The organism is Streptomyces sp. NBC_00376 (assembly GCF_036077095.1).
Taxonomy (GTDB): Bacteria; Actinomycetota; Actinomycetes; order Streptomycetales; family Streptomycetaceae; genus Streptomyces.
In genome coordinates, this window is record NZ_CP107960.1 from 555057 (window position 1) to 573344 (window position 18288).

Annotated in this window: 16 protein-coding genes and 2 pseudogenes; 13 read left to right on the forward strand and 5 right to left on the reverse strand. The window is 71.3% G+C overall.

Annotated features, from left to right (window positions below; translation table 11 throughout):
• The first annotated feature begins 94 nt into the window (after positions 1 to 94).
• From OG842_RS02685 to OG842_RS02715, 7 genes are all read left to right on the forward strand, one after another.
• Positions 95 to 1729 (forward strand): ABC transporter substrate-binding protein, encoded by a 1635-nt coding sequence (locus OG842_RS02685; RefSeq protein WP_266733398.1) that lies wholly within the window; start codon positions 95 to 97, stop codon positions 1727 to 1729.
• A complete protein-coding gene (locus OG842_RS02690) occupies positions 1729 to 2682 on the forward strand; it encodes an ABC transporter permease (protein ID WP_266727078.1) in 954 nt (317 codons plus the stop codon). Before OG842_RS02685 ends, OG842_RS02690 begins: the two co-directional genes overlap by 1 nt.
• Positions 2679 to 3596, forward strand: a complete 918-nt coding sequence (locus OG842_RS02695; RefSeq protein WP_266727080.1) for an ABC transporter permease — start codon at positions 2679 to 2681, stop codon at positions 3594 to 3596. Before OG842_RS02690 ends, OG842_RS02695 begins: the two co-directional genes overlap by 4 nt.
• A gap of 5 nt (positions 3597 to 3601) precedes the next feature.
• Positions 3602 to 4594 (forward strand): ABC transporter ATP-binding protein, encoded by a 993-nt coding sequence (locus OG842_RS02700; RefSeq protein WP_266733399.1) that lies wholly within the window; start codon positions 3602 to 3604, stop codon positions 4592 to 4594.
• The gene (locus OG842_RS02705; protein WP_266727082.1) at positions 4591 to 5412 is read left to right on the forward strand and encodes an ABC transporter ATP-binding protein; all 822 of its coding nucleotides are present in this window, start codon (positions 4591 to 4593) and stop codon (positions 5410 to 5412) included. Before OG842_RS02700 ends, OG842_RS02705 begins: the two co-directional genes overlap by 4 nt.
• A 157-nt stretch (positions 5413 to 5569) precedes the next feature.
• Positions 5570 to 6796, forward strand: coding sequence for a barstar family protein (locus tag OG842_RS02710; protein ID WP_266727083.1), 1227 nt, complete (start codon positions 5570 to 5572; stop codon positions 6794 to 6796).
• A 170-nt stretch (positions 6797 to 6966) separates the two neighbouring features.
• Positions 6967 to 7734 (forward strand): N-acetyltransferase, encoded by a 768-nt coding sequence (locus OG842_RS02715; RefSeq protein WP_266727084.1) that lies wholly within the window; start codon positions 6967 to 6969, stop codon positions 7732 to 7734.
• 14 nt (positions 7735 to 7748) lie between these two features.
• On the opposite strand, the gene bla is transcribed toward OG842_RS02715, so the two are convergent.
• A complete protein-coding gene (gene bla, locus OG842_RS02720) occupies positions 7749 to 8720 on the reverse strand; it encodes a class A beta-lactamase (RefSeq protein WP_266727086.1) in 972 nt (323 codons plus the stop codon).
• 143 nt (positions 8721 to 8863) lie between these two features.
• On the opposite strand from bla, the gene OG842_RS02725 reads away from it, so the two are divergent.
• Both OG842_RS02725 and OG842_RS02730 read left to right on the forward strand, forming a co-directional pair.
• On the forward strand, positions 8864 to 9841 hold the full coding sequence (locus OG842_RS02725) for a LysR family transcriptional regulator (RefSeq protein WP_266727088.1): 978 nt from the start codon (positions 8864 to 8866) through the stop codon (positions 9839 to 9841).
• Positions 9842 to 9864: 23 nt separating this feature from the next.
• Positions 9865 to 10740: a serine hydrolase gene (locus tag OG842_RS02730; RefSeq protein ID WP_401875000.1), complete on the forward strand. Its 876-nt coding sequence runs from the start codon at positions 9865 to 9867 to the stop codon at positions 10738 to 10740.
• 46 nt (positions 10741 to 10786) lie between these two features.
• On the opposite strand, the gene OG842_RS02735 is transcribed toward OG842_RS02730, so the two are convergent.
• The 3 genes from OG842_RS02735 to OG842_RS02745 all read right to left on the reverse strand — a co-directional run bounded on the left by OG842_RS02735 (position 10787) and on the right by OG842_RS02745 (position 13757).
• The gene (locus OG842_RS02735; protein ID WP_266727092.1) at positions 10787 to 12553 is read right to left on the reverse strand and encodes a serine/threonine-protein kinase; all 1767 of its coding nucleotides are present in this window, start codon (positions 12551 to 12553) and stop codon (positions 10787 to 10789) included.
• Positions 12554 to 12709: 156 nt separating this feature from the next.
• The gene (locus OG842_RS02740; protein WP_266727094.1) at positions 12710 to 13216 is read right to left on the reverse strand and encodes a hypothetical protein; all 507 of its coding nucleotides are present in this window, start codon (positions 13214 to 13216) and stop codon (positions 12710 to 12712) included.
• Between the two features lie 25 nt (positions 13217 to 13241).
• Entirely contained in the window at positions 13242 to 13757 is a 516-nt protein-coding gene (locus tag OG842_RS02745) for a transglycosylase SLT domain-containing protein (protein WP_266727096.1), read from the reverse strand.
• Positions 13758 to 14147: 390 nt separating this feature from the next.
• On the opposite strand from OG842_RS02745, the pseudogene OG842_RS02750 reads away from it, so the two are divergent.
• The 3 genes and pseudogenes from OG842_RS02750 to OG842_RS02760 all read left to right on the forward strand — a co-directional run.
• Positions 14148 to 14615 (forward strand): annotated as a pseudogene (locus OG842_RS02750) (cupin domain-containing protein); the annotation flags it as partial.
• A gap of 2 nt (positions 14616 to 14617) precedes the next feature.
• Positions 14618 to 15037 (forward strand): annotated as a pseudogene (locus OG842_RS02755) (MFS transporter); the annotation flags it as partial.
• Positions 15034 to 16479 (forward strand): glyceraldehyde-3-phosphate dehydrogenase, encoded by a 1446-nt coding sequence (locus OG842_RS02760; protein WP_266727098.1) that lies wholly within the window; start codon positions 15034 to 15036, stop codon positions 16477 to 16479. The pseudogene OG842_RS02755 and the gene OG842_RS02760, both read left to right, overlap by 4 nt.
• Before the next feature lie 133 nt (positions 16480 to 16612).
• Here the strand turns inward: OG842_RS02760 and OG842_RS02765 are convergent, their stop codons facing one another.
• Positions 16613 to 17098 carry a carboxymuconolactone decarboxylase family protein gene (locus OG842_RS02765; RefSeq protein ID WP_266727100.1) on the reverse strand — a complete coding sequence of 162 codons (486 nt, stop codon included), beginning with the start codon at positions 17096 to 17098 and terminating at the stop codon, positions 16613 to 16615.
• 174 nt (positions 17099 to 17272) lie between these two features.
• On the opposite strand from OG842_RS02765, the gene OG842_RS02770 reads away from it, so the two are divergent.
• Entirely contained in the window at positions 17273 to 18211 is a 939-nt protein-coding gene (locus tag OG842_RS02770; RefSeq protein WP_266727102.1) for an RNA polymerase sigma-70 factor, read from the forward strand.
• The last annotated feature ends 77 nt before the right edge of the window (positions 18212 to 18288 follow it).

The window sequence follows — 18288 nt, forward strand, 5'->3', positions numbered from 1 at the left end:
CCGCAAAGCCTTGTGCGGGAACGTTCCCGCACCAATACTCGCTCCATCCCCAGCGCCCGCCACTACACCTGTAAAGGGGTGGTTCTCCTTGCGCATGCCCAGAGCCATCGCGTCGCTCGTCTGTACCGCCGCCCTCGCGGTCACCGCCACCGCCTGTTCCGGCGCCACGAACCCCGGTTCCGCCGGGAACGGGACCGGTCCGGGGTACCGGGTCACGCCGACCTCCGCGCCGGCGAAGGGTTCCCTGTCCTCCGTCACCTGGTCCCTCTACGCCGAGCCGTACACGCTCGACTACGCCCTCGCGTACGACTACCCGCCGAACACCGTGCTCGCCAACGTCTGCGAGCAACTCCTCAGGGTCACCCCGGATCTGAAGATCGAACCGGGTCTCGCGGTCAAGTACGACCAGCCCGATCCGCGCACCCTCGTCTACACCCTGCGCCCGAACGTGAAGTTCCACGACGGAACGACCATGACCGCCAACGACGTGGTCGCTTCCCTCAAGCGCCACACGGACCCGGCCACCGGCTCCCCATGGGGTTCCGCCTTCAAGAACGTCAGCTCCATCAAGAAGACCGGTCCGCTGGAGGTGACGATCCGGCTGAGCAAGCCCGACGTCCTGTTCAACGAGCTCCTGGCCGCTTCCCCCGGCACCGTCGAGAGCGCCGCCACCCTGGCTGCGAACGGCAAGGACTACGGCACCCCGAAGGGCACCGTGAACTGCACCGGCCCCTTCGCCCTCGACAAGTGGGCCCAGGGCGACAGCATCACGCTCAAGAAGAACGCCGCCTACTGGGACCCGGCGCTGATCCCCAAGACGGACAGCTTGACGTTCACCTTCGTCGAGGATCCCGCGGCCCGTACCAACGCCCTGCGTTCCGGCACCGCCGACGGAGGCTACATGGTGCCCCCCACCTCGCTCGCGCAGCTGCGCTCCAGCGGCAAGGGCCAGGTCCTCTTCGGCCCCAACACCGCCGCCGCCGACCTGGCCGTCCTCAACTACGACGGCCCGCTCGGCGACCTCAAGGTCCGTCAGGCGCTCTCCCTGGCGCTCGACCGCAAGGGCATCATCAAGGCGGCGGCCGGCGGCGTCGGCGTCCCCGCCAAGGCACCAGCGGCTCAGGGCGCCTGGGCCCTCGTGCCGGAGAAGACCGCCGGCTACTTCGACGCCCTGCCCGAACCGAAGTACGACGTCGAGGCCGCGAAGAAGCTCATCACCGAGGCCGGCGCCAAGGGCCGGAAGATCACCATGGTCACCAGTTCGCTCACGCCCGAGATCAGCGTCGTCGCCAACGCCGTGCAGGCGGCCGGCCGGCAGATCGGACTCGACGTCGAGCTGAAGACGGTCGCCCCGGAGGCGTACAGCTCGATCTTCGTCGACCCCGGCGCGCGCACCGGTCTCGACCTGGTGGTCACCAACGGGTACGACAACACGCCCGACCCGCTGGAGTTCTACCAGTACTTGCGCACGGGCGACTTCGGCAACTACGGCAACTGGTCCGACGCCGAGTTCGACGCCGCCTTCGACCGGGCCAATGCCGAGCCCGACCCAGCCGAGCGCGCCGACCTGACCGCGAAGCTCCAGGAGATCGCGGTGCGCGAGCTGCCGGTGATCCCGCTCTACGAGGCGCCGTTCACGGTATACCTCGGCAAGCGGATCAGCGGCGCCCCCACCGGCATCGCCCAGCTGTACTACCCGTGGGCCGCGACGATCGGGGCGGCCCAGTAATGACCCGCTACGTCCTCGGCCGGCTGGCCGGCCTGGTGGCCGTGCTGTTCGTGACCTCGCTCGTGGTCTTCGGCACGATCCACCTGGCCCCTGGCGACCCGGTGTCCTTCCTCCTGCACGGCCGCCCGGCGACCCCGGAGACCGTGGCGTCCCTGCGCAGCCAGTACCACCTGGACGACCCGCTGCCGACGCAGTACGCGAAGTGGCTCGGCGGCGTCCTGCAGGGAGACTTCGGGCGCTCCGCCCAGTACCACCAGGACGTCGCGAGCCTGATCGGCTCGCGGCTCCCCGGCACGGCCCTGCTGGTCGGCTACGCGGCCCTTCTGGTCGCGGTCCTCGGGGTGAGTGCCGGTGTCCTCGCCGCGCTGCGCCCCGGGATCGCGGACCGCGCGGTGCTCCTCGGCACCGGCATCGCCACGGCAACGCCCTCGTTCGTCACCGCCATCGCGCTCATTTCGCTGTTCTCCGTACAACTGGGCTGGTTCCCGGGGCCCGGCGGCACGCCGGAGGGCCTCGGCGAACGGCTGTACCACCTGACCCTGCCCTCCTTCGCGCTCGCGCTCACCTTCGCCGGACTGCTGGCCCGGGTCACCCGCTCGGCAATGCTGGACGAGTCGGTCCGGGACCATGTCGAGGTGGCGCGCGCCCGCGGTGTGCCGGGGCGGGCCGTGGTCCGCCGGCACGTCCTGCGCAACGCGCTCGGCCCCGTCGTCACCGTCGGCGGCACCATGCTCGCCGGACTGCTCATCAGCACCTCGATCGTCGAGACCGCTTTCGACGTCTCCGGCATCGGTTCGCTGCTCGTGCAGTCGGTGACGGCCAAGGACTTCGCCGTCGTGCAGGCGATCACGCTGCTCAGCGTGGCGGCCTTCGTCCTCGTCAACCTCGTCGTGGACCTGCTGGTCCCGCTCATCGACCCCCGTCTGTCCATCAACGGGGAAGGCACCTCATGACCCTCACATCACCTTCCGCGGCGAACGCGCCCGAAGTCCCCGGCCCGTCAGGTGCGTCCGGCGCCCTGCGCCGCCGCCCCGGCCTGCGCGGTCTCAAGGTCCTCGGCCAGGGACCGATGTTCACGGCGGCCGTGGCCGTCCTGGTACTGCTCGTCCTGGTCGCCGTCCTGGCACCGCTCCTCTCCCCCTACGACCCCGAGGCCGTCGACCTGTCGGCGAGCCTGACGGGAACCTCGGCCGACCACCTCCTCGGCACCGACCAGTCCGGGCGGGACATCCTGTCCCGGCTGCTCCACGGCGCCCGCACCGGCCTGCTCGGTCCGCTGCTCGTCGTCGGCGTCTCCACCCTCCTCGGCACGTTCGTCGGGGTGGTCGCTGCCTGGGGCGGCGGCTGGACGGACACGCTGCTGTCCCGGTCGATGGACATGGTGTTCGCGATCCCCGGACTGCTGCTCGCGATCCTGCTCGTGTCCGTGGTCGGCTCCGGGATGACCGCGCCGGTCGTCGCGATGGCGGTGGCGTACACCCCGTACGTGGGACGCCTGGTGCGCGGGATCGCACGGCAGGAGAAGGCCCGCCCCTACATCGAGTCGTACCGGGTGCAGGGCTGGTCCGGATGGTCGGTCTGTCTGCGGCACCTGCTGCCCAACATCGCCCCGACCGTCTTCGCCCAGTCCGCGATGAACTTCGGGTACGTGCTGATGGACCTGGCGGCGCTGTCCTTCCTCGGCTTCGGTGTGCAGCCGCCCACCGCCGACTGGGGAGCCATGATCAACGAAGGGCAGGCGGCGATCCAGCAGGGGGCGATGCTGCCCGCGCTCGCGCCGTCCGCGTGCATCGTCCTCGCGGTGGTGGCCTTCGGCATCGTCGGCGAGGGGCTCGCCGACCGCATCGCCCGTCGGGAGGAACGGTGAGCAGCATGACCGAGAACGGCACAGCGGGCCCCGCCCCGGTCCTGGAGATCGACGGACTCGGCATCCGGTTGCCGGGCGACAGGGCCGCCCGGCCGATCCTGGACGGGGTCGGTCTGCGGGTGTGCCCCGGGGAGACCGTCGGCCTGGTCGGCGAGTCCGGTTCGGGCAAGTCCGTGGCCTGCCGCAGCGTGCTGGGGCTGCTGCCGGCGGGCGCGCGGACCAGCGGTGAGGTACGGGTCGCCGGGCGCGATGTCCTCACGATGAACCGCACCGAACTGGCCGCGCTGCGCGCCCGGCAGGTCGCGATGGTCTTCCAGGACCCGCGTGCCTCAGTCAACCCGCTGCGACGGGTGGGCGACTTCCTCACCGAGGGGATGCGGGCGGCGGGCACGTCGGCCGGGGCAGCCACCGCACGGGCCGAGGAACTCCTCGACGCCGTCGGTATCCGTGACCCGCGCGGCGCGCTGCGCCGCTACCCGCACCAGTTCTCCGGCGGCATGCTCCAGCGGGTGGTCATCGCCGCCGCCCTCGCGGGCGAGCCCGCGCTGCTCGTCGCCGACGAGCCCACCACCGCCCTCGATGTCACCACCCAGGCCGAGATCATCGCGATCCTCACCCGCCTGCGGGCCGAGCGCGGCACCGGACTGCTCTTCGTCACCCACGACCTGGAGCTGGCCTCCGCCATCTGCGACCGGGTGTACGTGATGTACGCGGGCCGCATCGTCGAGACCCGGGGCACGGACGAGCTGTTCGACCGGCCACGCCATCCGTACACGGCGGGGCTGCTCGCCTGCACCCCGCGCATCGAGGCGGACGCGCCGGCTCCACGGGCGATTCCGGGCCGCCCCGTATCCCTCGCCGAGGCACCGCCCGGCTGTGCCTTCGCCGCGCGCTGCCCCGTTGCGCTGCCCCGCTGCTCCGAGGAAACCCCCGCGCTGGCGCGACACAGCGACGGCCTCGCCGCGTGTCACCGCGCCGACGAAGGGATCACGCTGTGACCGGCACTGCTGGACGGACGGAGGGCCTCGTCGTCGAGGGGCTGAGCAAGCGGTACGGGAACCACACGGCGGTCGACGACGTGTCGTTCACGCTGGCCCCCGGGTCCTGTCTGGCCCTGGTCGGCGAGTCCGGGAGCGGCAAGACGACAACGGTCCGGATGCTCGTCGGCCTGGAACGCCCGGACGGCGGCACCGTCCGCCTCGACGGCCGGGACCGCTCGGCGCGCGCCCGCGGCCGGGCCGAACGGCTGGCGCGGGCCCGGGAGATCCAGATGGTCTTCCAGGATCCGTACCTCTCGCTCGATCCGCGGGTCACCGTGGCCGACTGCGTCGAGGAGGTGCTGCGTCTGCACGGCGCCCTGGGCGCGGCGGACCGCCGGGCCCGGGTCGCCGAACTCCTGGACCAGGTCGGCCTCGGCGAACGGGAGGCGGCGGCGCTGCCCCGGCGGCTCTCGGGCGGCCAGCGCCAGCGCGTGGCCATCGCCCGCGCCCTGGCGGTCGAGCCCCGCGTCCTCGTCCTGGACGAGGCGGTCGCGGCGCTCGACGTGTCGATCCAGGCGCAGATACTCGATCTGCTGGCCACGATCCGGCGCGAGTCGGGGATCGGCTACCTGTTCGTCACCCACGACCTCGCCGTGGTCCGCCACATCGCCGACGAGGTGCTGGTCCTCAAGGCCGGACAGGTCGTGGAATCGGGCCCGGCCGGCCAGGTCCTGGACGCCCCCGAGCATCCGTACACACGTCTGCTGCTCGGCTCCGTGCCCCGGCGCGGCTGGGACCCCGCTGCCGCGGCACCGCTCCGCCGCGCCCTCGGCTGACGGGCGCCCGCCCGGACGCGTACGCCGTGACGCCCACACGCGTCACGGCGCAGCGCCTCGCGAACACCTCCCCCGGCCCCGTCGCCGTCACCTGGGCGTGGCAGTCTGAGGCAGCTGCGAGCAGGGGCGACAAGCGGGCGAGGGGGCGGCGGAAGCGGTGCTGGTCGAGGAGGCCGTCTGGACCTGGGAGCGCGCGCTCCCGCTCAAGTACGTGCTGGTCAGCGAGGAATGGGACGGCGAGCTGATCGTGTGGGCGCGCTGCGCCGACGCGGATGGCCTGTTCGTCGAGCCGGCGCCGCGCCGGGAACGGCTGACCCTCGTGGAGTGCGCCCCGACCGGACGGTTGCGCAAGGCGGTCGAGCGCGTCCGCCACCGGTCGCCCGCACCGGACGGATCCGTCGGGCCCGGCGGCCTCGGACAGCTCGACCTCATCGTGGACCGCCCCGAGCCAGCGACCGATCCCGAGGACGGCCCCTTCTGTTCCCCCGACGCGCACCGCTGGCAGCTGCTCGATCCCGTCCTGCTCGACTGCCGGCCCTCGGCCCGCGACGCGTCGCGGGCCGATGTGACCGTCGAGGCCGAGGTCGACGGCCCGGTATGGCACCGCACCGAGCCCGCGGACGCCCGCTGGCGGCTGTTCAACGGCACTGGCGGTGCCGGCCTGGGCAACTGCCGCCGGATCGAAGGCCTTTACGCCCACCGCCCGCTCCCCTGCGCACCGCCGCTCCGGCTGATCGGCTGCGAGCCCGGTGAGCGGTTGCTGAACCGGCTGGTGCGCTCGCGCGCCGACGGCGACCGCGTCACACTGCTCGCCCTGGACCGGTCCGGTCGGGTGATGCGCCACCAGGAACACATGCCCCTGGGGGTCGTCGCCTCCCGCCCGTCCGCGCTCGGCGGGGCCCTCGTGGACCTGTGGCTCGGCGAGGGCCCGGCCGTGCGGCCCGTGCCTGCAGTCCGTCCGGTTTGGGACGCCTGGTTCGAGGGGCCACCGGCCGAGCGCGGGGCGTGGGCCGCGTTTCCGCCCGAGGGCCGGGCCGAGTGGGCCGCGTTCGCCGCCGCACGGCAGGGAGCCGGCGGGCCGCTGCCCGATCCCGTGCGGCACCTCGACGGCCGGCACATCACCGATGTGCCGGCGTTGGTGTGTGCGCTGGGCGAGGCGGTCGCCGGGCCCGGCGGCCACTACCAGCAGTGCTGGGGCGCGTTGCGGGGCTGCGTGTGCGGCGGGGAGCGGCCGCCCGCTCCGTTCACCCTGGTCTGGCACGACGCCGAGGTGGCCCGGCGCGCGCTCGCCTCGGTGAGTGTGGACACGGCGGGCGAGACACCGTACGTCGACGACGTGCTCCGGCTCCTCGACAAAGTCGGCATCACCGTGGAACTGCGCTGATCCTCTCTCAGGACTCAGGCCCCGGTGCGCTCGCGCGGGTGGGGCACCGCGACGTGCCGTCCTCGATGCGGAGCCGGCCGACGGGACTGTCATGGACCAGCGGCACCCCGCACCGTCCACCCGTCATTTTCCTTTGGCCACGGCGCCGCCCTGTGGCAGGGTGCTGCGTCGTGACAGAGAAAGACAACATCCGGATCGTCCCGCTCGCCGAAGACCCTTCGCTGATCTCCCGTGTGTACGAGATCAACGACACCTGGCCCGTCTTCACGCCCCATGACATGGTCGCGAGCGCCTTGTTGAGCCGGGTGCCCGAGGACTTCCCGCAGTACTGCGTGGCGGCGACGGACGGCGACCGGGTCGTCGCTCGCGGGCTCGCCGTACCGTTCAACTCCGTGCTCGACGGACGTGAGGAGATGCCCGACCAGGGCTGGGACCGGGTGCTGGCCTGGGCCTTCCGTGACCGCCAGTACGGGAACGCTCCGACGGCGGCCAGTGCGCTGGAGATATCGGTGGACGCCGACTATCTCGGCCGTGGCCTGTCCTACCGGATGCTGTCCGCGCTGCGTCGGGCAGCGGGCCGGCAGGGGCACGAAGCCCTGCTGGCACCGGTCCGCCCAACGGCCAAACACCTGGATCCGCGGGTCCCCATGGCCGAATACCTCCGCAGGTGCCGCGACGACGGGCTGCCGGCCGACCCCTGGGTGCGGGTGCACGTCAAGGCCGGCGGCACCATCGAGAAGGTGGCCCCGGCCTCGATGACGGTCAGCGGTTCGCTGGCGCAGTGGCGGCAGTGGACCGGTCTGCCCTTCGACCGGGACGGTCGCGTGGAGATACCCGGCGCCCTGGCACCGGTGCACTGCGACACCGCACACGATCGCGCCGTCTATGTCGAACCCAACGTGTGGGTACGGCACGGCATGAAGCCGCACACCGCCTGACGGCACACTGCCCGCTACGCCAACGCCCCGGCGACCGCGGAGGCCGCTTCCGCGATGAGCGCGTTGTCGTACTCGGCGTCCTCCTTCCACCGGTTCGACAGGATCGCCACGACGATGGGCTCGGCGTCGGGGCGCCACACCACGGCGATGTCGTTGCGCGTGCCGTAGGTGCCGCCGGATCCGGTCTTGTCTCCGACCACCCAGCCCCTGGGCATCCCGGCCCTGATGAGCTCGGCTCCGGTCATGTTGGTCCGCAGCCATTTCGTCAACTGTGCGCGTTCGCCCGTGCCGAGAACGTCTCCGAGGACGAACGCGCGCAGATCCTCGGCGAGTGCCCGCGGTGTACTCGTGTCGGACGTGGCGCCCGGGGACCACCGGTTGAGTTCCGGTTCGCTGTGTTCCATCCGGGTGACGTCGTCGCCGAGCCCCGCGAGTACGGCGTCCAGGCCCCGGGGCCCGCCCAGTCGGCCGAGCAGCAGGTTGGCGGCGGTGTTGTCGCTGAAGCGGACCGCCGCGTCGCACAGCGCGCTCAGGCTCATCCCGGTCGCGACGTGCTTCTCGCTCACCGGGGAGTTGCTGACCAGATCGTCCTTCGAGTACTTGATCACCTCGTCCATCCCGTCCAGGGTGTACTTGCGCAGCACGGCACCGGCGGCCAGCGCCTTGAACGTGGAGGCATGGACGAAGCGCTCGCCGTCGTTGTGGGCGACTTCGCGACCGGTGCCGGTGTCGATGGCGTAAACGCCCAGCCGGGCATCGTACTTGCGCTCCAGTTCCTTGAACTGCCGGGCGAGGTGCTGCCGGTCGAACGGCTTAGCGCTCGCGTCCGCGGCCGGTCCCGTCGCCCCTGCGTGCGGGGAGGACGCCACCGGGGATGCGGAGGACCGGGGTCGGGCGTCCTCTGCGCTGCACGCCGCGAGCGGTACGAGAGCGAGAGCGGCCAGCGCACCGAGCAGGGAGCGCCGGGCGCTGCTGTGCGTCTTCATGAGGTCCGAACCTCCAGGTCGCCCCGAGGGCAGGGGCGCGTAGGGGATGGGGAGGCGACTCCCCATCCCGGGGCGGTCTTGAGTACCGGGCCCACCTTCGCCGCCCGGCGGCCATGCGGTCCAATACGCTCGGGCGCGTTTTCATGCCGATCCGGCATAGGCTGCGGCTTGTGGATCTGGTCGGAGCGTGTCGGGCATTCGTCAGTGTGAGCGAGCACGGCGGTTTCACCGTGGGGGCAGCCGCGGCCCGGATGTCCCAGCCGGTGGCCAGCCGTCGCGTCGCCGCCCTGGAGGAACACTTCGGTGAGCAGCTGTTCGAGCGCATGTCGCGGCGGGCCGTGCTCACACCCTTCGGCCGGGAGATGCTTCCGGCGGCCAGACAGCTGGTCCAGGCGGCCGATGTGCTGCTGCACGAGGCCGAAGCGGTCAAGTCCAGGCCCTGGCGGCTCGCGGTGCCCGCTCTCTGCTCGACGGCCGGTCTCGCCCGGCTGATCGCACAGGCAAGGGAGCACGGCATCACGCTCGATCTCCGGATCGCCGCCCCCGCACAGCGCACCGAGCTCATCCACGCGCAACTGGTGCGCGCCGCTCTGCTCGCGGTACCCGCGGACGAGGCGACATGGTCCGTTCCGCTGGGTCTCGCCGGTGCCCGGGATCCCGGCGTGCGGCGCTTCTACATCGAGACGTTACGGATGGGGCGGGCGTCGCCGGGCCCGGCCCGTCGTATCTGGATCCAGCCGGAGGACGACGTGCCCCACATCCGTGACCCGCTGACCCGGCTGCGGGACGCGGTGGGCCTGCGGCCCGCCCAGCTCGTTGCCGCGACCGACCTGGCCACTGCCGCGGCGGAAGTGCTCTGCACCGGCGACCTGCTGCTGTGCTCCCCGGACCAGGCCGAGGAACTCGCCCTGAGCTGGCGGCCGATCGGTGAGGTCGAGCTCGGTCGGGGGTTCGCCCTCGTCGCCGCGGCGGGCGGCAATCCACAACACATCGAGGCGCGGCTGGGCAAGGCCATCGGCCGCTGCCTGGGCGCGAGCAGCAATGCGGACAAAGGTGCGGACAAAGGTACGCGCGGTGGGACGAACGGCGGCGCGGCCGGTACGGGAGGGGCTGCGGCGTGAGCACCGAGACGCTGCTGAGCGAGATGCGCCGGCAACTGCGCGACGGCGGACTGCACGGCTGTCTGCTGGTGCGGGATCTACACACGGGCGAGGAGGTGGGGATCGCCCCGGACACCCAGTTGCCCGCCGCGTCCCTGGTCAAGGTTCCGCTCGCGCTGGCGACGGCGGAGCGCATCCGGCGGGGCGAGCTCGACGGGGCGACGATGATCGATGTGCGGCCCGGACGTACGACCACGCCGGGCCCCACCGGGCTGAGCCGGTTCCGCCACCCCGTCCGGATCGCCGTCGACGACCTGCTCTACATGAGCACCTGTGTGAGTGACGGCGTGGCAGCCGACGTGCTGTTCGGCCTCACCCCGCCCGCCCAGGTCACCGACATGCTCCGCGAGTTCGGTCTCCGCGGCATCACCGTGCGGCACGGTCTCGACGAGCTCACCGACACCCCGCTGGAACGCTTCGACGCCTCGCAGGCCCATCTCGCCCTCTCCCTCGCCATCGACGCGGGCACCAGCGGTCGCGGGCATCGGGTGCCCCAGCTCGACACCACGCGCGCCAGCGCCGGCAGCGCACGCGCCTACGTCGAGCTGCTGCAGGCCCTGTGGACACCGTCGGCGATCCATCCGGAAGTGGCCGAACGCGTACGTGGCCTGATGGCCCACAACCTCATCCGGCACCGGCTCGCCCCCGACTTCAGCTCCGACGCCTCCGCCTGGTCCTCCAAGACCGGCACCCTTCTCAATCTCCGGCACGAGATCGGTGTCGTCGAGCACTCCGACGGCCAGGCCTTCGCCGTCGCCGCCCTGACCGAGTCACTCGTCCCGGCCAGTGCACAGCCCGGCGCCGACGCCCTGATGGCCCAGGTGGCCCGAGCACTGCGTGATCACCTCCGTCAGCGCTGAGGGCCGGCCGCCCGAACACCGCGGCCCCGCGCCGTGCGTCCGTGTCTCAGGCGTGGAAACCGTTGCACACGACGGATGTGTACTTCTTCGGCCCGCCCTCGACGTGGTACAGCACCACGGTCCAGTCGCCCCTGTCGTCCCCGACCGGGATCGCGTCGACGGTTCGATTGCCGAAATGCGCGCGGAAGTCGTCGGGGTACTTGAACTTGACGGTTCCGCCGGAGGACCAGCGGGAGTAGATGTCGACGGGCTTGCTGGTGAAACCGATGCCCTTGCTCACGGATCGAAGGGGCCGTCCGGTGACGGGGTCCGTCTCGTGCGGGGGCCGCACCCCCACGGATATGTAGTACGGCGCGGGCCGCTTCCCCACTCCGGCGCCCTTGGGGCGCAACTGCAGCGAGGCGGTGTCCGAGCCGGTGGTGTGGGTGACGGAGGACCGCAGGCCCGTCGGTGGTGGGGAGTCGGCGATGCTGGACAGGTCGCAGGAGCCCATGCCCTGGGCCGCCTGCTCAGGGTCCTCGGACAGGGCCCAGCGGTCCTGCGAGACACGATCGTTCACGATGTGGTCCGGCGGCCGGCCGTCCGAGTCCCTGGTGGCCGGCGGTGACGTGGCCGGCCGCCCGGACGTGGTCCCCTCCGCCGTGGGGGCGTCTCCGGTCTCCTGCCCGTTCGACTCCGGGAGCAGCCAGACCGTCACCGGCACCGCGAGCGCCACCGCGCAGACGGCGAGCCAGGTCCCGCCCCGCGGCCCCTGGCCGGTGCGCCTCTCCGGTCCCGGCCGGTCGTCCGGCGCGGTGCCCGACGAACCGGTGGGTGCGGTGGTCCCGGCCCGCTCCGCCAGCTGGACGTCGGGCTCCTGGTTCACGGGCCTGGTCCGCTCCTGCGTCCCCGGCACCTTCGCCGTCCCCGCCGTCGGCTCGCCCTCCGTCTCCGTCCCGGTCTCCGGCAGGGGTACGGGGCCGGGTTCGGCGGTGCGCGCCAGCATCCGGTAGTGGGTGTCGGACGCCAACGGCGAGTCCACCGCGCACCGGGCGATCACTGCGGCCGGGTCCGGCCGGTCCGCCGGATCCTTGGCGACGCACCACCGGACGAGTTCGGCCAGTGCGGGCCGGACCCCCTCCAGATCGATGTCCTCGTGCACGGTCCGGTAGCTCACCGCCGCCGGTTCGCCCGTGCCGTACGGAGGGCGGCCCGTCGCCGCGTACGCGAGGGTCGCGCCGAGAGCGAAGACATCGGTCGCCTGGCCCACCTCGTTGCGCAGCAGAACCTCGGGGGCCGTGTAGCCGGGTGTCCCCGACACCATCCCGTCCCGGGTGAGGATCGTCTGCTCAAGTCCTCGCGCGATGCCGAAGTCGATCAGTTGCGGGCCCTGCGGCGAGAGGATGACGTTGTGCGGCTTCACGTCCCGGTGCGTGACTCCATGTGCGTGGACGGCGGCCAGGCCCTCGGCGAGCGCGGCGAGCAGTCTCAGTGCGCTGTCCGGAGGAAAGGGACCGCTCGCGCCGACGGCGCCGCGCAGCGTGGGTCCGGCCACGTACTCGGTGGCCAGCCAGTAGGGCGGTTCGTCGAGCGAGGCCTCGATCAACTGCGCGGTGTAGGCGCTGCGGACGGCCTCTACGGTCGCGGTCTCCCGCCGGAACCGGGCCAGCGATTCGGGGTGGTCGCTGATCTCGTCGCGGATCACTTTCACGGCCACCAGCCGCCCGCCGGGCGACCTGCCGAGATAGACCTGCCCCATGCCGCCGGCGCCGAGACGGGCGAGCAGGTGGTAGGCGCCCATGCGCGCGGGGTCCTGAGGTCTCAGTGCATCCACGGCATGACTGTGCCACATGCGCGCGCCCGCCGGAGCGGTGGACCACAACTCGTGATCGGATCGATCGGCATCAACGCGAGGGAGCGGCAACCCGGTTGAGAGGTGTGCGGGTTCTCGGGGAGGGTGCGAGCCGATTTCGCCTGCTCGCGGGCAGGGTCAGGCGAGCTCGGGGGCGGTGAGGTCGAGCGTAAGCCGGTTGTTCCAGTCGTTGGTGAAGACCGCGGTCGCTCCCTCGTGGTGAACACCGGCGAACGGGTTGGAGTAGAACATCACGGCGAGCCATCGCAGGGAAAGGTCGGCGCCGATGCGGGCGAGGTAGCCGATGTTGCCCATCCCGCTGCCACCGCCGGACATCCAGCCCGATCCGTCCGGCAGTGCCGACTCGAAGCAGGTGTTCACCTCGGTGATGCCCTCCTCCTCGATGGCACGGGCCACGTCGAACGGGCCTCCGAGCCGGAAGGGGATCGGCTGTCCGGCGTCCGGGTGGTAGGCCCCGGGGCCGTCCACGTACAGCTCCCGGCCGGTGTCGTCCGGCCGGTACAGCCCGTCGTGGAACGGCATCTCCTCGGCCGCCCACAACTGCTCGATCATTCCCACGATCCCGTCCTGCCCGTCGAAGGGCCCCACAGTATCGATTCCGGCCGTCCACAAGGGGCGCGTCATCGCGCCCCACGCCCGACTCCGCTGCTCAGTAGGCGGAGTTGACGTTGTCGATGGATCCGTAGCGGTCGGCGGCGTAGTTGGCGGCCGCGGTGATGTTGGCGACGGGGTCGGTGAGGCTGCTGGCGGTGCCGGCGACGTGGTAGGCGCTGAAGGTGGGCTGGATGACCTGGAGCAGGCCCTTGGAGGGGGTGCCCTTCTGGGCGTTGACGTCCCAGCCGTTCTGGGCGTTGGGGTTGCCGCTGGACTCGCGCATGATGTTGCGGTGCAGGCCTTCGTAGGTGCCGGGGATGCCCTTGGCCTTCATGATGGCGAGGGATTCCTTGATCCAGCCGTCCAGGTTGTTGGCGTAGCCGCTGTTGCCCTGGGTGTCGCCGGTGGTGGTGGCCTTGGCGACGGCGGGGGTGGTGGGCTGCTTGGTCTCGGCGGCGTGTGCGGAGGTGGAGGTGAGGGTGAGGGCGGCTGCCGCGGCGGCGGTGGTGGCCAGGGCGGTGACGGACAGGTTGCGCAGGCGGCTGGTGCGGTTCAGGGCGTGGGTGGTCATGCGGAAGTGACTCTCCTTGGTGAGGGGGTGTGCCGTCCGGGGTGGGTGGCGGCGTGCGGGGCGGGGGCCCTGCGTGGTCCGGCGGGTGGTCCGTCCGGGCCGGTCGCGGTGGACTGCGACGAGAACCATGGTTAGCGGCGGCCGGGACGGGGGTCAATGATGTGACGTACTACCCCAATACGGAGCAATGTCCGAAATGGACCACTCTGGACCGTTTTCGCGCTGCTTGGGACGGCCCTGTTTCTACTATCCGACCTAGGATGTGACGTGGCCCCTATGGGTGGCATCACATCCACAGAGCCATTTCGAGGGTTTAGGCGGGCGTTCCGTGCACGGCGGAACGTCGGGCCGCGCAGCCCGGCGCCCGTCAGCCAAGGGCTGTCCCCACGCATGCCGGACATCCGTCATTCCCCCGAGGCACCCACCCGCACGCAGGCGATGGCCCCCGGCGAGCGCATCGACGCACACCGCCACGACGACCACCAGGTCGTCCACGCGGGCTCCGGCGTCCTCGCGGTGACCACCGAAGCGGGAACCTGGTTCGCGCCCGACAACCGGGCCATCCGGGTTCCCGCCGGCTGCGTCCACACGCACCGCGCCCATGGGCACCTCGCCCTGCACCTGCTGGGCCTGCCCGCCGACACCAACCCCCTCGGCCTCGACACCCCGACCGCGCTCTCGGTCGACCCCTTGCTCCGCGAGCTGATCCTCGCCTGCACCCGGAGCCCCCACGACGACTCACCGGAGCGGCTGCGCCCGCGGGCGGTGCTCCTCGACCACCTGCGCGCCTCGCCCCAGCAGCCCGTCCAGCTGCCCACCCCCACCGATCCCCGGCTCAAAGCCGTCTGCGACGCACTGCCCCCGGTCCGGCGATCCATCTGTTCACCGCCCTGACCCCGGTCGGCCTGAACGTACCGTTCTCGCTGCAAGTCACCCTCGTCCAGGACTACTTGCCTTCATGAGTCGACACGGCCGGCGGGATCACCCTCGGGCTGACCGTCAGCGTCGGCGGCCCGGCCGGCCCGCTCATCGGAGGCGTCGCCGACGCCACGTCCCTGCAGACGGCACCCACCCCGCTGATCCTCATGCCCGCCCTGGGCTGGCTGCTGTACCGCGGCCTGCCCGAACCGGCCACGCCGGACCATCTCGCCGGCCCGGCACCGGCCGAGGACGCCCCCGGCGCGGGGCGCTCGGACCCGGCCCCGGCGACCCATTTGGATGATCAAAGTAGCGAGGGGTTAGCATATGAGCGCCGCCTAGCTCGAAAGATAAACCTGTGACTGTCAATGACGACTCGTTCACCAGCTGGAAGAACCGCGAGGAGATCGCGGAGTCGATGATCCCGGTGATCGGGAAACTGCACCGGGAGCGGGACGTAACGGTTCTGCTCCACAGCCGATCCTTGGTGAACAAGTCGGTGGTCAGCATCCTGAAGACCCACCGATTCGCCCGCCAGATCGCCGGTGAGGAGCTGTCGGTCACCGACACGCTGCCGTTCCTCCAGGCCCTCACCACGCTCGACCTCGGTCCTTCCCAGATCGACATCGGCATGCTCGCCGCGACCTACGCGGCCGACGACCGCGGTCTCTCCGTCGAGGAGTTCACCGCCGGGGCCGTCGCCGGGGCCACAGGTGCCAACAAGATCGAGCGCGGTGACGGACGCGATGTCGTCCTGTACGGATTCGGCCGCATCGGCCGCCTCGTCGCCCGACTGCTGATCGAGAAGGCCGGCTCCGGCAACGGACTGCGCCTGCGCGCCATCGTCGTCCGCCGGGGCGGCGACCAGGACATCGTCAAGCGCGCCTCGCTGCTGCGCCGCGACTCGATCCACGGCCAGTTCCAGGGCACGATCACCGTCGACGAGGCGAAGAACACCATCGTTGCCAACGGCAACGAGATCAAGGTGATCTACGCCAACGATCCGTCCGAGGTCGACTACACGGCGTACGGCATCAAGGACGCCATCCTCATCGACAACACCGGCAAGTGGCGCGACCGCGACGGCCTGTCGAAGCACCTGCGCCCCGGCATCGACAAGGTCGTCCTGACCGCGCCGGGCAAGGGCGACGTCCCCAACATCGTGCACGGTGTCAACCACGACACGATCAAGCCGGACGAGCAGATCCTGTCCTGCGCGTCCTGCACCACCAACGCGATCGTGCCGCCGCTCAAGGCGATGGCGGACGAGTACGGCGTCCTGCGTGGCCACGTGGAGACCGTCCACTCGTTCACCAACGACCAGAACCTGCTGGACAACTACCACAAGGCCGATCGCCGCGGCCGTTCCGCGCCGCTGAACATGGTCATCACAGAGACCGGTGCCGCGTCCGCCGTCGCCAAGGCGCTGCCCGAGCTCAAGGCGCCGATCACCGGCAGCTCGATCCGGGTCCCGGTGCCGGACGTCTCGATCGCGATCCTCAGCCTGCGGCTGGGTCGCGAGACGAACCGTGAGGAGGTCCTCGACTACCTCCGCAACGTGTCGCTGACCTCGCCGCTCAAGCGCCAGATCGACTTCACCACCGCGCCCGACGCGGTGTCGAGCGACTTCATGGGTTCGCGCCACGCCTCGATCGTCGACGCCGGCGCCACCAAGGTCGACGGCGACAACGCGATCCTCTACCTCTGGTACGACAACGAGTTCGGCTACTCGTGCCAGGTCATCCGGGTCGTGCAGCACGTCTCCGGCGTGGAGTACCCGACCTACCCGGCACCGGCGGTCTGATCCGGCCGGAGCCACTGTCCCGGCCATCCCTGTCCGGACACGCCGCGAAGGGCGCCTGATGAGCAACTGCTCGTCAGGCGCCCTTCGCGCTGCTCGCACCATTCGCGCTTCTCGCCCTGCCGCCGTGCGCCGGTCAGTCGAGGGAGGCGGCGAACATGCCGGGCTCGTAGGAACCGCCCTTCAGGTGCACGATCACGGCGAGCCGGTTGGCCGCGTTGATCAGGGCGACCAGGGCGACCAATGAGGCGACCTGGTCGTCGTCGTAGTGCTTGCGCACCGCGGCCCAGGCCTCGTCGGACACGCCTTCGTGGGCATCCGCGAGCCGGGTGCCCTCCTCGGCGAGCGCCAGTGCGGCCCGTTCGGCCTCGGTGAACACGGTGGACTCGCGCCACGCCGCGACCAGGTTGAGCCGGAGCGCGGTTTCACCGGCGGCCGCGGCCTCCTTGGTGTGCATGTCGATGCACCAACCGCAGCCGTTGATCTGGCTTGCCCGCAGCGACACCAGCTCCTGGGTGGAATGCGGGAGCGACGACTGCTGGATCACCAGGCCGGCGTTGGCGAACCGCTTGGCGAATTTGGCGGCGGTCTCGTTCTCGAACAGGTTGAATCGGGCGTCCATGGCTTCGTCCTCACTCGTGGTGTTCCACTCGACGGACACCAGACGCCGACGCCCCGCTCGTTGTGACAGTTCCTGTTGTGTGACCTGCGCCACTGCCCGTCGGTGTCACAGAACGGCGCGGAGCGGCGTCTTGTGCGCGTGGCACCGTCGAGAGCGAACAGGCAGGAGCAGCCGGTGAAGAGCGAGCACAGCGAGCGCACAGCGGACACGGCCGGGCAGGTCGTGGACGGCGTACGCGCGGACCCCGCCACCGAGGCGTTCGTCGCCCATCGCGGCCTGCTGTTCACCGTCGCGTACGAGATGCTCGGCTCGGCCGCCGACGCGGAGGACGCGTTGCAGGAGACCTGGCTGCGGTGGGCGGGGGTCGATCTCGGCACGGTGCAGAACCAGCGCGCGTTCCTGGTCAGGATCACCACGCGCCAGGCGCTGAGCCGACTGCGTACGCTCGGCCGCCGCAAGGAGTCCTACGTCGGCTCCTGGCTGCCCGAACCGCTGCTCACCGCGCCCGACGTGGCCGAGGACATCGAGTTGGCGGACAGCGTCTCGACGGCGATGCTGCTGGTGCTGGAGACCCTCGCACCGACCGAGCGGGCGGTGTTCGTGCTGCGCGAGGTGTTCGACGTCGAGTACGACGAGATCGCCGAGGCCGTCGACAAGAGCCCGGCCGCGGTCCGCCAGATCGCGCACCGGGCACGGACCCACGTCGCCGCGCGCCGACCGCGCGAGGTCGTCTCCCCGGCCGAGACCCGGGACGCGCTCGATGCGTTCCGGCGGGCCACCGAGACGGGCGATCTGCAGGGCCTGCTCGACATCCTCGCGCCGGACGTGGTCCTCATGGGTGACGGCGGCGGAATCAAGCAGGCCGTCCTGCACCCGGTCGTGGGGGTCGACAAGGTGGCCCGCCTGCTGGCCACCGGGCTGGGCCGGGTCACCGAGGTCTCGCTGCTGCCGGCAGAGATCAACGCCTACCCGGCGCTGATCGTCCGGCTCGACGGCGTGCTCGACACCGTCATCACGCTGTGCATAGCCGGCGGTCTCGTCTCCGCGGTCTACGCCGTGCGCAATCCCGAGAAGCTGTCGCACATGGGGCAGGAGACCGCCCTGCGCCGCTGAGCGCGGGGGCAGCGGCAGACAAACCCCCGGCCACGCCCGCACCCTCTGCTGTTCCCGAAGCTCGGACGGCCGGGAGC

Excerpts from the sequence above, each read along its gene's own strand:
- OG842_RS02685 (WP_266733398.1), top strand. The coding sequence starts at position 95 with ATGCCCAGAGCCATCGCGTCGCTCGTCTGTACCGCCGCCCTCGCGGTC.
- OG842_RS02690 (WP_266727078.1), top strand. The coding sequence starts at position 1,729 with ATGACCCGCTACGTCCTCGGCCGGCTGGCCGGCCTGGTGGCCGTGCTG.
- OG842_RS02695 (WP_266727080.1), top strand. The coding sequence starts at position 2,679 with ATGACCCTCACATCACCTTCCGCGGCGAACGCGCCCGAAGTCCCCGGC.
- OG842_RS02700 (WP_266733399.1), top strand. The coding sequence starts at position 3,602 with ATGACCGAGAACGGCACAGCGGGCCCCGCCCCGGTCCTGGAGATCGAC.
- bla (WP_266727086.1), bottom strand. The coding sequence starts at position 8,720 with ATGAAGACGCACAGCAGCGCCCGGCGCTCCCTGCTCGGTGCGCTGGCC.
- OG842_RS02725 (WP_266727088.1), top strand. The coding sequence starts at position 8,864 with ATGCCGATCCGGCATAGGCTGCGGCTTGTGGATCTGGTCGGAGCGTGT.
- OG842_RS02730 (WP_401875000.1), top strand. The coding sequence starts at position 9,865 with ATGCGCCGGCAACTGCGCGACGGCGGACTGCACGGCTGTCTGCTGGTG.
- OG842_RS02740 (WP_266727094.1), bottom strand. The coding sequence starts at position 13,216 with ATGACGCGCCCCTTGTGGACGGCCGGAATCGATACTGTGGGGCCCTTC.
- OG842_RS02745 (WP_266727096.1), bottom strand. The coding sequence starts at position 13,757 with ATGACCACCCACGCCCTGAACCGCACCAGCCGCCTGCGCAACCTGTCC.
- OG842_RS02765 (WP_266727100.1), bottom strand. The coding sequence starts at position 17,098 with ATGGACGCCCGATTCAACCTGTTCGAGAACGAGACCGCCGCCAAATTC.